Origin of the sequence: Thalassolituus sp. UBA6592 (assembly GCF_002433655.1) — a bacterium.
Classification (GTDB): Bacteria; Pseudomonadota; Gammaproteobacteria; order Pseudomonadales; family Oceanobacteraceae; genus Venatoribacter.
Genome location: NZ_DJIO01000146.1, coordinates 511 through 14168, shown reverse-complemented (window position 1 = coordinate 14168; position 13658 = coordinate 511). Strand labels below are relative to the sequence as shown.

General features: G+C 53.3%; 11 protein-coding genes and 1 pseudogene. 8 read left to right on the top strand and 4 right to left on the bottom strand.

Going from position 1 to position 13658, the window contains the following annotated elements; translation table 11 throughout:
• Positions 1-61: 61 nt before the first annotated feature.
• From hisG to hisC, 3 genes are read left to right on the top strand one after another with little or no spacing between them, the layout of a single operon-like run.
• Positions 62-712, top strand: a complete 651-nt coding sequence (gene hisG, locus B2Z72_RS14490) for an ATP phosphoribosyltransferase (RefSeq protein WP_296984416.1) — start codon at positions 62-64, stop codon at positions 710-712.
• A 9-nt stretch (positions 713-721) separates the two neighbouring features.
• Positions 722-2026 (top strand): histidinol dehydrogenase, encoded by a 1305-nt coding sequence (gene hisD, locus B2Z72_RS14485; protein ID WP_296984417.1) that lies wholly within the window; start codon positions 722-724, stop codon positions 2024-2026.
• Between the two features lie 5 nt (positions 2027-2031).
• Positions 2032-3105 (top strand): histidinol-phosphate transaminase, encoded by a 1074-nt coding sequence (gene hisC / locus B2Z72_RS14480; protein ID WP_296984419.1) that lies wholly within the window; start codon positions 2032-2034, stop codon positions 3103-3105.
• A gap of 156 nt (positions 3106-3261) precedes the next feature.
• Here the strand turns inward: hisC and B2Z72_RS14475 are convergent, their stop codons facing one another.
• Complete coding sequence (locus tag B2Z72_RS14475) at positions 3262-3909, bottom strand: LysE/ArgO family amino acid transporter (protein WP_296984421.1); 648 nt, start codon at positions 3907-3909, stop codon at positions 3262-3264.
• 133 nt (positions 3910-4042) lie between these two features.
• Between B2Z72_RS14475 and B2Z72_RS14470 the strand changes: the two genes are divergently transcribed.
• Positions 4043-4939, top strand: coding sequence for a LysR family transcriptional regulator ArgP (locus B2Z72_RS14470; RefSeq protein ID WP_297005154.1), 897 nt, complete (start codon positions 4043-4045; stop codon positions 4937-4939).
• A 113-nt stretch (positions 4940-5052) separates the two neighbouring features.
• On the opposite strand, the gene B2Z72_RS14465 is transcribed toward B2Z72_RS14470, so the two are convergent.
• Positions 5053-6261 carry a trypsin-like peptidase domain-containing protein gene (locus tag B2Z72_RS14465; RefSeq protein WP_296982635.1) on the bottom strand — a complete coding sequence of 403 codons (1209 nt, stop codon included), beginning with the start codon at positions 6259-6261 and terminating at the stop codon, positions 5053-5055.
• Between the two features lie 80 nt (positions 6262-6341).
• Between B2Z72_RS14465 and B2Z72_RS14460 the strand changes: the two genes are divergently transcribed.
• Positions 6342-7100 carry a Nif3-like dinuclear metal center hexameric protein gene (locus B2Z72_RS14460; protein ID WP_296982634.1) on the top strand — a complete coding sequence of 253 codons (759 nt, stop codon included), beginning with the start codon at positions 6342-6344 and terminating at the stop codon, positions 7098-7100.
• Between the two features lie 91 nt (positions 7101-7191).
• Positions 7192-8403, top strand: a complete 1212-nt coding sequence (locus B2Z72_RS14455; RefSeq protein WP_349676697.1) for an alpha-hydroxy acid oxidase — start codon at positions 7192-7194, stop codon at positions 8401-8403.
• Between the two features lie 111 nt (positions 8404-8514).
• On the opposite strand, the gene B2Z72_RS14450 is transcribed toward B2Z72_RS14455, so the two are convergent.
• Both B2Z72_RS14450 and B2Z72_RS14445 read right to left on the bottom strand, forming a co-directional pair.
• Positions 8515-9615, bottom strand: a complete 1101-nt coding sequence (locus B2Z72_RS14450) for a hypothetical protein (protein ID WP_297005150.1) — start codon at positions 9613-9615, stop codon at positions 8515-8517.
• A 238-nt stretch (positions 9616-9853) separates the two neighbouring features.
• Complete coding sequence (locus B2Z72_RS14445; RefSeq protein ID WP_296983036.1) at positions 9854-11257, bottom strand: succinylglutamate desuccinylase/aspartoacylase family protein; 1404 nt, start codon at positions 11255-11257, stop codon at positions 9854-9856.
• Positions 11258-11499: 242 nt separating this feature from the next.
• On the opposite strand from B2Z72_RS14445, the gene B2Z72_RS14440 reads away from it, so the two are divergent.
• Both B2Z72_RS14440 and eno read left to right on the top strand, forming a co-directional pair.
• Complete coding sequence (locus tag B2Z72_RS14440) at positions 11500-13128, top strand: CTP synthase (RefSeq protein WP_296983035.1); 1629 nt, start codon at positions 11500-11502, stop codon at positions 13126-13128.
• A 69-nt stretch (positions 13129-13197) separates the two neighbouring features.
• Positions 13198-13658 (top strand): annotated as a pseudogene (eno, locus tag B2Z72_RS14435) (phosphopyruvate hydratase); the annotation flags it as partial.

Here is a 13658-nt window from a genome sequence, read left to right as displayed (position 1 = left end):
GCCTGCTATTGAAAAACTGAAACTGACTTAAAACACGCTGAAAAAAGAGGATCAGCAACTCATGACTCAACCACTGACCATTGCTCTGTCAAAAGGGCGTATTCTCGATGACACTCTGCCACTGCTGGCGGAAGCCGGTATCCATCCGGCCGAGGATATTAAAAAGAGTCGTAAGCTGATTTTCGATACCAATCATGACCATATCAAGCTGGTGGTGATCCGTGCCACCGACGTGCCGACTTACGTTGAGTATGGCGCTGCCGATCTGGGCGTGGCCGGTAAAGACGTGTTGATGGAATATGGCAGCGATAACCTGTGTGAACCACTGGATCTGAACATCGCCACCTGCCGTCTGATGACCGCTGCACTGAAAGGTGCAGAAATGCCTCAGGGCCGTCTGAAAGTAGCGAGCAAATTCGTCAACGTGGCCAAGCGCTATTTCGCAGAGCAGGGCCGTCAGGTCGACATTATTAAACTGTACGGCGGCATGGAACTGGCGCCGATTATGGGGCTGGCCGATATGATTGTGGATATCGTAGACACCGGCAATACGCTGAAGGCCAATGGTCTGGAAGCCCGTGATCTGATCGCACCGATCAGCTCGCGTTTAGTCGCTGGCCGCGCGGCCATGAAAGTGAAGCACGCGCAGATTCAGCCGATTATTGACCAGATGAAAGCCGCCGTAGAACGTCAGCGTGACGCACAGAAATAAGGTGAAAAAATGACTATTGAAATCCGTCGTTTCAGCTCTGCCCAAAGTGATTTTGCCCAACAGATGGACAGCCTGCTGTCATGGGAATCCGTATCCGATGCCGGCGTACAGAAAACCGTTGCCGATATTATTTATGACATCCGCACCCGTGGCGATGAAGCCCTGATCGAATTCACTAATAAGTTCGACCGTATGGAAGCGACATCCATGGCCGAGCTGGAACTGAATCAGGAACAGCTGCAGGCTGCACTGGATGCCCTGCCGCAGGAGCGTCGCGAAGCGCTGCTGAAAGCCGCGGAACGCGTGCGCAGCTACCACGAAAAACAGAAACAGGATTCCTGGACCTACACCGAAGCCGACGGCACTATGCTGGGCCAGAAAGTGACGCCTATGGATCGTGTGGGTCTGTACGTACCGGGCGGTAAAGCGGCTTATCCTTCATCCGTGCTGATGAATGCTATCCCGGCCCACGTTGCCGGTGTGCAGGAAATTATCATGGTGGTGCCGACTCCGGGCGGCGAGCTGAATCAGCTGGTGCTGGCTGCCGCTGCCGCTGCCGGTGTGAGCCGCGTCTTTACCGTTGGTGGTGCGCAGGCCGTTGCCGCACTGGCATACGGCACTGATACCGTACCGGGCGTGGATAAAATTGTTGGTCCAGGCAACATCTATGTGGCCACTGCCAAGCGTGCGGTATTTGGGCAGGTCGGTATCGATATGATCGCTGGTCCGTCTGAAATTCTGGTGGTGTGTGATGGCCAGACCAATCCGGACTGGATTGCCATGGACCTGTTCTCCCAGGCAGAACACGATGAAGACGCTCAGGCGATTCTGGTGTCTACCGATGCAGAATTCCTCGATGCGGTAAAAGCCTCCATCGACAAACTGCTGCCAACCATGGAACGTGAAGAAATTATCCGTACCTCGCTGAGTGAGCGTGGTGCGCTGATTTTGGCAGCAGATAAAGCCGACGCCATTGCTATTGCTAACCGCATTGCACCGGAGCACCTTGAACTTTCTGTCGAAGATCCGCAAAGCTGGTTGCCGGAAATCCGCCACGCCGGTGCGATCTTTATGGGTCGTTACACCGCAGAAGCGCTGGGCGATTACTGCGCCGGGCCTAACCACGTACTGCCAACGTCCGGCACTGCGCGTTTCTCTTCGCCGCTGGGGGTGTATGACTTCCAGAAGCGTTCGTCACTGATTATGTGCTCCGCTGACGGCGCTTCTGAACTGGGTAAAACCGCTTCTGTCCTGGCCCGTGGTGAGTTCCTGACTGCTCACGCCCGCAGCGCTGAATTCCGCATTAAGGACTGAAAACAATGAGCCAGCTGTGGAGTCCGTTTGTTAAAAATCTGGTGCCTTATGTACCGGGTGAACAGCCGAAAATGACACGGCTGGTAAAACTGAATACCAATGAAAACCCGTACGGTCCGTCTCCCAAAGCGGTGGCGGCCATGCAGGCCGAACTGACAGATGATCTGCGTTTATATCCGGACCCGAATGGCGATAAGCTGAAGCAGTCTGTGGCAGATTATTACGGCGTAAAAACCAGTCAGGTGTTTGTTGGTAACGGCTCGGATGAAGTGCTGGCTCATGCGTTTCACGGTTTGTTTCAGCATGGCAAACCGCTGCTGTTCCCGGATATTACTTACAGCTTCTATCCGGTGTACTGCGGTTTATATGGCATCGAAGCCAAACAGATTCCCCTCGACGAAGAATTTCAGATTAACGTCGATGATTTCATCAGTGCGAGTGTTTCTGCAAATGGAAACAGCGGGATTATTTTCCCTAATCCTAATGCACCGACCGGACGCTTATTGCCGTTAGCAGCGATTGAAAAACTGCTGCAGAACAATACCCAAAGCGTTGTGCTGGTCGATGAAGCTTATGTGGATTTTGGTGGTGAAAGTGCCATCGCACTGGTGAATAAATACCCGAATCTGCTGGTTACCCAGACCTTGTCTAAATCCCGTTCTCTGGCGGGGATGCGTGTTGGTCTGGCCGTTGGGCATGAAGATTTAATTGAAGCGCTGGAGCGGGTTAAAAACAGCTTTAACTCCTATCCGCTGGATCGTCTGGCGCTGGTCGGTGCTGCCGCTGCGTTTGATGATCGTGACTACTTCAATGATACCTGTAATAAAGTTATCGCCAGCCGCGAGCAGGTGAATGCCGGTTTAACGGAGCTTGGTTTCGACGTACTGCCGTCTGCTGCCAACTTTGTGTTTGCCCGTCATGGGCAGAAGGATGCCGGTGAGCTGGCTGCCGCTCTGCGTGAGCAGGGCATTATTGTGCGCCACTTTAAGACTGAACGTATCGCTCAGTTCCTGCGTATTACTATCGGTACCGATGAGCAGAATCAGATTCTGCTGGATGCGTTAAAAGAGATGCTCTGACCGTTTTTCGACAGGTTCGTTACTGTGTCTGTCGCTATGTCTGTTATTTTTATATCGAAAAGCCAGAAGTAAAAAAGCCTGAAACGTTAGCGCGCTTCAGGCTTTTTTATTGTCCGTTTGCCTCCGTTTTATGCTCAATACATCCCACGACAGCGGCTAAGGCAGCAGCACATCAAACACCAGCGAGGTGGCAACCAGAAACATCACCGCTGCCATCAGACCGTCGAATACCCGCCAGTGAGCGGGAGAGCTCAGCAGGTGGCGCAGTTTTTTTGCACCCATGGCCATCATGGTAAACCAGCAGAATGATGCAAGTGATGCACCGGCAGCGAATACCGCAGGCGATGCCTGGCGTGCGCCGACACTGCCGATTAATGCCATGGTGTCGACATACACATGCGGATTAAACAGTGAAATCATGGCGGCCTGACCAGCCGCATGCCAGCCACTGCGGGTGATATGACCGGCGCTGGCAAGCAGACCGTCACTGTTATTGTTGATTGCCCGCTGCAATGCCTTCAGGCCCATCCAGGTCAGGATACCAATGGCCAGCAGGGTAAATACCGGCACTAATAATGGCAGTTGCTGCTGAATTTTATCCATCAGAAACACACCGGCAAAAATCAGCGTGGCATCGATAGCGATGCACACTGACGTCACGGCCCATGGGTTGTCGTTACGCAGGCATTTATTCAGCACCCAGGCATTCTGCGCGCCGATAGAAACAATCAGCCCGGCGGTCAGCAGGAAGCCGGCCAGCAGCTGAGAAAAGGTATTTAACAGGTCGCCTGTCAGTACGTTCACGGGGATACCCTCTGTCTGCAGTTACCTTATTGTTTTGTGGCAACTGCGCTTAATGTGTCTTAACAGCGGGCAAGATAGTCGTTAGGCTGATATTATTCAAAATAATAAATCTTATGAGATATAAGTAGAAATTATGATTGATTATCCGGCACTGGAAGCACTCGCGGCGGTTATCGAGCAGCGCGGTTTTGAACGCGCGGCGCGTAAACTCAATATCAGTCAGCCAGCGGTCAGTCAGCGTATCCGTCAGCTGGAATACCGGCTCGGGCAACCGGTTCTGCTGCGAACCACGCCACCGCGATTAACGGAATTGGGTCAGCGTCTGACCAACCATTTGCAGCAGGTGCATCAGCTGGAGCAGGGTCTGGTGCTGCCTGATCAGAGCGCCGGACCTTTGCGGGTAAGGCTGGCGGTGAATGCGGACAGTGTGGATACCTGGCTGGCGCAGGCTTTGTCTGCCTGTGAAGACGTCGGCAATATCGATTTTGATCTGGTGATTGAAGATCAGGATGTAGCGTTACAGCGCATGCGTAACGGGGAAGTGATGGCCTGTATCTGTGCCGAGCCGGCGCCGGTCAACGGCGGGCTGAGTATTCCGCTGGGGGTTATGCGTTATCGTTCGCTGGCCAGTCCGGCATTTATCGAGCGCTTTGCGCTGCGCAGCCGCAGCATAAAAAGGCGTACACCGCTGGCGCAGCTGCCAACCCTGATTTACAGCGCCGACGATCGCCTGCAGCACCGTTTCCTTGCAGCCAACTCTCCGGTTGGTGAGCCACAGCGGGCACACCGTTGCCCCTCATCAAGCGGCTTTATCCGTATGATGCTTGCGGGGCTGGGGTTTGGTATGGCGCCACAGATTCAGGTGGCGGAGCATATTCAGAATGGCGATCTGGTGGATGTGGTGCCGGGCTATTATCTGGATGTGCCTTTGTACTGGCATTACTGGCAGACTGAAAGTCAGACGCTGAAGCAACTGCGGCTGGCGGTTGGTGATGTCGCGGGTAAGGTGCTTCTGCCGATGAAAAAATAGGCACTGTGCGGGTTGAAAAAATAGACTCTGCGCACTGAAAAAGAATTTATTCAGCGCTCAAAACAAAACAGCGGGCAACCTGTGCCCGCTGTTTCCGGTGGTTTGTTAAACCATTACTCGACCGTTGCAGCCGGCGGGATTTCAGAGGCATTGGCAGCCGTATGGGGCTGGCGCTGACCAGCAATGGCATGGGTCGTACCGGTTTTGCCTTCGCGAATGTACTCCAGGTCGATCTGGTCACCGGGGCGCAGTGCGGCAATCTGATTCATTGCCCGGCGGGCGTTATCGGCTTCTTCACCGTTAATTTTCACCAGAATGTCACCCACATTCAGTTTGGCTTTATCCGCCGGGCCGTGTTCATAAATACCGGTAACAATAAGGCCGGTCAATGCTTCCGGCAGGCCCAGTGCTTTCAGCAGCTGAGGTGATGATTCCTGCACTTCGATACCCAGCCAGCCGCGAATGGTTGTGCCATGGGTGGCGATATCCGTCAGGGTGCGCATGGCGACGGAAGCCGGAATAGCAAAGCCAATACCCTGGCTGCCACCGGATTTGGAATAAATCGCCGTATTAATTCCGACCAGTTCGCCGTGGGCGTTAATCAGTGCACCACCTGAGTTCCCTGGGTTAATGGCTGCATCGGTCTGGATATAGTCTTCGTAGGTATTAATGCCCAGTTCGGTTCGGCCAGTGGCTGAAACAATACCCAGGGTAACCGTCTGACCAACGCCAAACGGGTTACCAATAGCCATCACCACATCACCAATACGCAGTTTATTGTTTTCTTTTACCTGCATGTAAGGCAGGTCGGCCAGATCTATTTTCAGCACTGCCAGATCGGCTTCCGGGTCGGTACCGACGACCTGTGCATTCACATCACGGCCATCGTGCAGGGCGACCACAATCTGATCGGCACCGTTAATGACGTGGTTATTGGTCAGCACATAGCCGTCCGGCGACATAATGACACCGGAACCCAGGCTGGACTGAATGCGTTCATTGGGCTCAGGGTTAGTACGGAAGAAACGCTGAAAGAAGGGGTCGTCGAATAACGGATGCGTTTTGCGCTTGACCACCTTGCGGGTGTAAATATTCACCACCGCTGGCGCCGCTCTGTCGACAGCGTCGGCATAACTCACCGGGCCACTGCTGACCGGTGGCTGAGCTACCTGGGTACCATCGGTATTCAGTTCGCTTCCTGCAGGAAGAGCAGGCGTTGCCGGATTCTGACCCGGGGCCCAAAGCAGCACAGCTAACGCTACCGCAAGGCCGGTCAGGGCAGGGACCACAATAATATTGATAACAGACTGCAGCGGACGCATTTGCTGAACCTCCCCGGGGCACATAAACTGGCGGACATAGTAAACCGCCAATAATACCAGAACCCGTACCGAGGCCCATCATGCTGAATCGACAGGAACTTCTGAAGCACCTTGACACTTTATTGCAAACCAGCCGTTTCCGGGATTATTGCCCAAATGGTCTGCAGGTCGCAGGAAGTGAACATATCAGCCGTATCGTCACTGGTGTCACGGCCAATCAGGCTTTGATTGATCAGGCTATCGCCCTCGGCGCAGACACCATTCTGGTACATCATGGCTACTTCTGGAAAGGCGAAGATCCGCGCGTAACCGGCATTAAAAAAGAACGGCTGAAGGCGTTGTTGGCTAATGATATCAACCTGATCGCTTATCACCTGCCACTGGATGCTCACCCTGTGTACGGTAATAACGCCCAGCTGGCAGACATACTGAATCTGCAGACCGATGGTTTGTTAAACGATGCCGATCCTTACTCTGTCGGTAATATTGGCCGTTTACCGCGGCCTATGAGTGGTAAGGAATTCTGCGCCTGGCTGGGTGAATGTCTGCAGCGTGAGCCTATGCATATTGGCGAAGATAACGACACCATTGAAACCATTGCCTGGTGTACGGGTGCTGCACAGAGTTATCTGCAACAGGCAGTGGATGCCGGAGTGGATGCGTTTCTGACCGGTGAAATTAACGAGCCGGCCGTACATCTGGCGCGGGAAACCGGTATTCATTTTTTCAGTGCCGGGCATCACGCTACTGAGCGCTACGGCGTGAAAGCGCTGGGCGAATATCTGGCTGGCGAGTTTGATCTGGATGTTGAGTTCATCGATATCGATAACCCGGTCTGACCATTGATTTAAATACGCAGTTTTCTTACTGGTATGGAATTATGTTTCCAGACAGGCGCCCCTTTTGCGCGCCTGTGTGGTGATACACTGAATGGGTTGGATTTATTCCATTATCACCCATCTTTCCGAAGTCCTAGCCATGCCAGTCATTACCTGTATTGAAGATCTGCGTAAGATTTACAGCAGACGCGTTCCCAAAATGTTCTATGACTATGCCGAGTCCGGCAGTTATACCGAACAGACCTTCCGTGAAAATTCCTCTGATTTTGCCGATATCCGCCTGCGCCAGAAAGTCGCTGTGGACATGTCCGGGCGCAGCACCGCCTCAGAAATGATCGGTCAGCCAGTGTCGTTACCGATCGCTATTTCACCTGTGGGTATGCTGGGAATGCAGCATGCTGATGGCGAAATTAAAGCAGCAAAAGCGGCGGAAAAATTCGGTGTGCCGTTTACGTTATCGACCATGTCCATCTGTTCGATTGAAGATGTCGCTGCGCATACTACGCAACCCTTCTGGTTTCAGTTGTATGTGATGCGGGATCAGGAATTTCTTGCGGCCATTATTGAGCGTGCAAAAAATGCCGGTTGTTCTGCTCTGGTATTAACACTGGATCTGCAGATTCTCGGCCAGCGCCATAAAGATCTGAAAAACGGTTTATCTGCGCCGCCGAAACTGACGTTACCGACCATGCTCAACCTGGCAACCAAATGGGGTTGGGGGCTGGAAATGCTGCAGACCAAACGCCGCTTCTTCGGCAATATTGTGGGGCACGCCAAAGGTGTTAAAGATGCATCTTCCCTGTTGAGCTGGACCGCCGAACAATTCGACCCGCGTCTGGATTGGGATAAAGTCGAGGCGATCCGCAAAATGTGGGGCGGCAAATTAATTCTTAAAGGTATTCTCGATCCTGAGGATGCACGCAAAGCTGCAGACTTCGGTGCCGATGCCATTGTGGTTTCCAACCATGGTGGCCGTCAGCTGGACGGAGCGCTGTCGTCCATTCGTATGCTGCCATCCATTGTTGATGCGGTACGCGGTCAGACAGAAGTCTTTATGGATTCCGGTATCCGTTCCGGCCAGGATATTCTGAAAGCGCTGGCCCTGGGTGCCAAAGGGACCATGGCGGGTCGTCCGTTTGTGTATGGCCTGGGAGCCATGGGCGAAGACGGTGTCACCAAAGCGCTGCAGGTGATGCAGAAAGAAGCCGATATCTCCATGGCGCTGTGTGGCGAACGGGATATCCGCAATATGCGCCGTGACAACCTGCTGATTCCACGTGGGTATTTCTCTGACTACGAATAGCGCAGCTCAGGGCTGTATTCAGATAGCCAAAAACAGAGCTGAAAATAAAAAAAGCCGCTGACGTTATCGACAGCGGCTTTTTTATTTTCCGGATTTATTCACTGCCAAATATCAGCGACGGTCCTGCAGTTTGTAGCCATGCGGTACGTTAAACAGGCTGTCGTGACGGCCTTCGATACCGATACTTTTTACGTTCTGAATATAGGTAAGAACCGGTTTGTCTGCAGTTGGTGTAAAGCGTTTTTCGACTTCTTTTTTGGCGATGCCAGAGAGGAACCCAGAGGCCATACTGCCCAGTGAACCGACCGGATCGTTGACATCAAAAGACGCGGAATCCTCTTTTTCTTCCGTTGCGGCTGTTTGCGGACAGGTGTTTTTCTCGCTGAACCACTCCATCTTCACGGATACCGGGTAGCCCTGAATTTTACTCAGTTGTTCACCGATTTTTTTCAGTTCAGCGCTGTTGGCCAACATGCTGGCCAGTAATGCGTTAATGTCGGCACTGACAAAGCGATCCAGCGGGTTTACTTTGCTGTAAAGCGCATCGCTGAAGGTTTTTTCCATGGCCAGGGCAGAGTTAATGGCTGCATCGTGTTCCGCTACCCAGAAATCCATGGTGATAAGGTTGGTGTCTTTATTACCGTCTTTATCTTTCATGGCGATTTCGAGACTGACGACATACTGGTCAGCTTTGTAGCCATTGATGGTGCGGCCTTTATCTTTCGCGGTGACTTTAAATACAGGCTTCTGTGCCGTCAGCTGACAGGATTCACCGCCGGTCGGATCGAACGATGACGCGTTATCTTCATCTTCTGATGTGTCTTCGTCTCCGCCCATGTCGGAGCGGATCTGATCCCACAGTGTTGCATCGTCGCAACCTGTCAGCGGGCATTCAGTATAGGATTTGCTTTCTTTGTGGATTTCCCAGATCAGGTTGCGGTCCAGACGCGTAATAACTGTGGACTCAGCATTACCGGTGAGTTTACGCGCCAGCCATGAATCAAATTCGGTTGTTTCATCAATGCGTTGTTGATCGGCGCGGGTGTAGCGCACTTCGGTCATTTTAGCGGCCGGAAAAATAACGCCATCCATGCGGTATTCTGAGCGGATAACGCTGGTGTCATTAACAGGCGTTGTGTCTTTCGGGGCGCTGGCACAGGCGGCCAGCAGCAGGGCAGGAGCGGCCAATAAGCCGGCTTTCAGAGTCTTCACATTTTGTCCTTAATCAGTGCTGATACGACGGGGGCGCGATTATGCCTGTTCGGTACGTTCGTTTATGTGATGTGTACCAAACTATTGATAAGTCAGATATTTATGTCTGGTGGGGCATGTGGACTGGTGGCGGGAATGGCTGCATCGGCGGCGGGGGAAGCAAAAAAGCCGGTCGCTGAAACAGTGACCGGCTCTGGCTGAAGCAGGTATCAGGTGTGTGCTGGAGGGGCTATCCGGGTTATTGGTCTGCGTTTTCCGCTGCGTCCGGATTGTCATTTTGGGCTGTGTCTGCACTGGACGACTCTGTGGCATCCGCAGCATCTGCATCACTCTCAGCATCCGTTGGCTGGTTTGCCGGGCTGGTCAGCGGGACAGTGGTGTCTGCTTTGTCTTTATCCAGCGCCTCTTCCTTAACTTCTTCCGCTTCTTTTTCAACGCCCAGGTGGTAGGCGGCAAAGCCTGTCTGTACCACCTGATTGACTGCCATACCAATCACGCGGCCAGAGAAGGGGGCAACGATATTGCTTCCGGTATTGGTAATCGGATCAGTGACATGGCCCAGCACTTCGCCTTCTTTTACTTTGTCACCCAAAGACACCACAGACATTAAAATGCCGCCCTGATCTGAACGCACCCAATCAGAGTGGTAGAACACGGGCTGCGGCGCGCCCCAGAATCTCAGTGTTGGCTGAATTTCCAGGTTCTGCAGCAGAGTCTCGATGGCTTTTACGCTGCCATCCACGGCGCTTTCTTCCAGCGCATTCGGGCCACCGGCTTCCAGTGTCACTGATGGAATACCGGCATCCATGGCTGCGCGGCGCAGCATGCCTCTGCTGCCCTGACCATGCAGTACCGTGATACCGCCAAAATGCTTACTGAAATTGAACACCTTCTCATCAGTCAGGTCGGCGCGGATCTGCGGCAGGTTAGTACGCTTCAGTGAGCCGGTATGCAGATCAACCAGATAGTTACAGTGCGGGGCAATGATTTCTGTGAATAATGAATAGGCGATGCGGTCGGCGGCGCTGCCTTTCGGATTGCCGGGGAAATGGCGGTTCAGGTCGCGGCGGTCAGACAGGTAGCGGCTGCCACGACGGAAGCCATCAAGGTTCACAATCGGAATACCGATCACGCTGCCGCTCATTTTATCCGGCTCCAGGCGATACATAAGGCGGCGTACCATCTCAATGCCGTTCAGTTCATCGCCATGAATGGCGGCGGTCAGGCACACGGTCGGCCCAGGATTTTTACCGCGCGCGACCAGAACCGGAACCGGGGTTTCAATACTGGAGAAATATTGTTCAGGGCTCCAGGAGAGTTTGCGGAACTGGCCCATGCCAACGGAATTACCCAGGATGGTCAGCGGAGCCGGTCTGAACTGAGGTTCCTGTGCGGTTTCCGTTGCGGTAGCGTCCGCCACTGCTCCAATTTTTGTCTGGCCGCTTTTTTCAGAGCCAGTTTGCTCAGCGCTTTCATCCGATTGGGCAGACGATTGCTGACTGTTTGCAGCGGCAGCAGGTACGGTTACCGGCAGGGGGGCGACATCCTCTTCGTTGGCCAGCTCGGTGGCGCGGGCGCTGGTGTGTGACAGGAGCAGGAGAATAGTAATGAAAGGCAGGTTGGTGGCCTGAAAAAGGCGCATAGGACAGATCCGGCTTAATTGAGTATTTGGCTAATTGTAGACATATACCGGGCGGGAGAGTTCGCAGATTGCTGGCTGTTTTTGACCGGTAAGAAAAATGTGCCGGAGCGGTGCTTTTGGTTTTACCCGGATAGCCTCTTCTGGTATTCTGCCCTCCCATCCTGAGTGAGGGTTCAGGAAGACGCCATGGAGGCGCCTGACCTTCCGTTTTGACTTCTAAATCTCGTATTCGCGGACCTTCTATGACACGTTTTATCTTTGTCACGGGTGGTGTTGTTTCTTCGTTGGGGAAAGGCATCGCATCAGCATCTCTGGCTGCCATTCTGGAAGCCCGTGGCCTTAAGGTCACTATGCTCAAGCTGGATCCATACATCAACGTCGACCCTGGCACCATGAGCCCTTTCCAGCACGGTGAGGTGTTCGTGACAAACGACGGCGCTGAAACTGACCTCGACCTCGGTCACTATGAGCGCTTCATCCGCACCACCATGTCACGCCGTAACAACTTCACCACCGGTCGTATTTATACGGACGTGCTGGCGAAAGAACGTCGTGGAGACTATCTGGGTGGTACTGTGCAGGTGATTCCGCACATCACTGACGAGATCAAACGCCGCGTACTGGAAGGTGCCGAAGGCTCCGACGTCGCGCTGGTGGAAATCGGCGGTACCGTGGGTGATATCGAATCCCAGCCGTTCCTGGAAGCCGTGCGTCAGATGAAAGTGGAAATGGGCTCCAAGCGCGCTCTGTCTCTGCACCTGACTCTGGTTCCTTATATCGCGACGGCTGGCGAAACCAAAACCAAGCCAACTCAGCATTCTGTGAAAGAAATGCGCACCATCGGTCTGCAGCCTGACGTGCTGATCTGTCGTTCAGATCATAAGATCGACGCCTCCGCACTGCGTAAAATCGCTCTGTTCACCAACGTAGAAGAGCGTGCTGTTATTCCGCTGGAAGATGCAGACACCATCTATAAGATTCCTCGTATGCTGCACGAAGCCGGTCTGGATGACCTGATCGTGGAGAAATTCGATCTGACCTGTCGCGAAGCGGATCTGTCTGAGTGGGATGCTGTGGCCGATGCCAAGCTGAACCCGGAAAAAGAAGTCACCATCGCCATGGTCGGTAAGTACATGGATCTGCTGGATGCCTATAAGTCGCTGATCGAAGCCATTGATCACGCCGGTATTCACCACAAAGCGAAAGTGAATATCCGTTACATCGATGCTGAAGACGTTGAGCGTAAAGGCATTGATATCCTGGCGGGCGTTGACGCTATTCTGGTACCAGGTGGTTTCGGTAACCGTGGTGTGGAAGGCAAAATCCGCACGGTTCAGTACGCCCGTGAAAACAAAATTCCGTACCTGGGCATCTGTCTGGGTATGCAGGTGGCTGTGATTGAATTCGCCCGTCACGTGGTTGGCTGGGATGACGCGCAGTCTTCTGAATTCAGCAGCGATACCAAACACCCTGTGGTTGGTCTGATCACTGAATGGCAGGACGCTTCCGGTAACGTGGAAACCCGTACCGAAGAGTCTGACCTCGGCGGCACCATGCGCCTGGGTGGCCAGGAATGTGTACTGACTCCGGAATCCACCACCGCCAAAGCGTACGGGAAAGACGTCATCACTGAGCGTCACCGTCACCGCTACGAAGTGAACTCATCTCTGGTTGCGGACCTGGAAAAAGCCGGTCTGCGTATTGCTGGCCGTTCGGTAGACGGCGAACTGGTAGAGGTAGTGGAAGTACCTGATCACCCATGGTTTGTGGGTTGTCAGTTCCACCCGGAATTTACTTCTACCCCGCGTGATGGCCACGGTCTGTTCTCGGCCTTTATCGCAGCAGCACTCGAACATAAAAAGACACATTAATCTTTGACGTCGTTGCCCGGGCGGATTGTCCGGGGCGGCATCAGAAAGCCTCTGTTATTGGAGACAAGCATGGCAAACATCATCGATATTAAAGCACGCGAAGTTCTGGATTCCCGCGGTAACCCGACGGTTGAAGCCGATGTAACCCTGGAAGGCGGTTTCTTTGGTACTGCCTGTGCTCCAAGTGGTGCATCCACCGGTACCCGTGAAGCACTGGAACTGCGTGACGGTGACAAAAGCCGTTACCTGGGCAAAGGCGTTCTGAAAGCCGTTGCCAATATCAATGACACCATCAAACCTGCTCTGCTCGGTATGGACGCGCTGGACCAGCGTGCTCTGGACAACAAAATGCTGGAGCTGGATGGTACTGAAAACAAATCCAAACTGGGTGCCAACGCGATTCTGGCTGTGTCTCTGGCTGCTGCCAAAGCCGCTGCTGCAGCGAAAGGCGTTGAACTGTACGAACACATCGCTGATATCAACGGTACTGCCGGTGTTTATTCCATGCCTGTACCTATGATGAACATCAT